The organism is Bartonella sp. MR110HLJHH, from assembly GCF_042194225.1.
Lineage (GTDB): Bacteria > Pseudomonadota > Alphaproteobacteria > Rhizobiales > Rhizobiaceae > Bartonella > Bartonella grahamii.
The window spans coordinates 1-637 of record NZ_JBHIMQ010000100.1; the positions used below are offsets into that span (position 1 = coordinate 1).

Below are 637 nucleotides of genomic sequence, written 5' to 3' on the forward strand. Positions count from 1 at the left end.
TTCTTCCTCTCCAGAGTATGAAAGGCAAAATATTTGTCATTGCAAAAATTTGCCACGTTTCAGTCAAATAGTGATAAATTCTTGTGTCACCTTCAAAAATCCATCACATTTAGAGAGCAGCTCTCTTACTTTGTCCCCTACCGCCCTATACGCTGGGCTATTGTTTTGATTGCGCAATATTCGACGCATAGATTTACTGCTAAAATATCATCTGATTACTTGGCTATTCAGCCAATCATCACTTAAAGAAGTTTTGAAAGTGCTATTGGTTCCCCAAACAAATAACTGCGATACAAGAATTATTATCTAAATTGAGAAATAATACTGCGAGCGCATTATGTCGTTTTTCAAAGAATGCTTACAGTATAGGAAAAAATAACATTATTTTTTAAATAAAAATGATTGAATATTCTATAAAGCTTTTATAAGCTTAAATTCTCTTAAAATAGTACAGAATTATATTTTCTTCCCTCAACAAGTCTCTTGGAAAAGAAAAAAGGATAAACATACATGACATTAAAGAAATTATCTCGGAATGCTATCATCGGATTCCTCCTTCCTCTCTTTGCACTTTTCTTGTCTGTTTCCTTTTCCATGGCAGCAGACAAATCAAAAATCAAACTCGGTACTATGGAAG

Annotated in this window: 1 pseudogene; it reads left to right on the top strand. The window is 33.3% G+C overall.

Annotation, left to right across the window (positions count from 1 at the left end):
* Positions 1–510 precede the first annotated feature (510 nt).
* Positions 511–637 (top strand): annotated as a pseudogene (locus tag ACFIKB_RS09595) (metal ABC transporter substrate-binding protein); the annotation flags it as partial.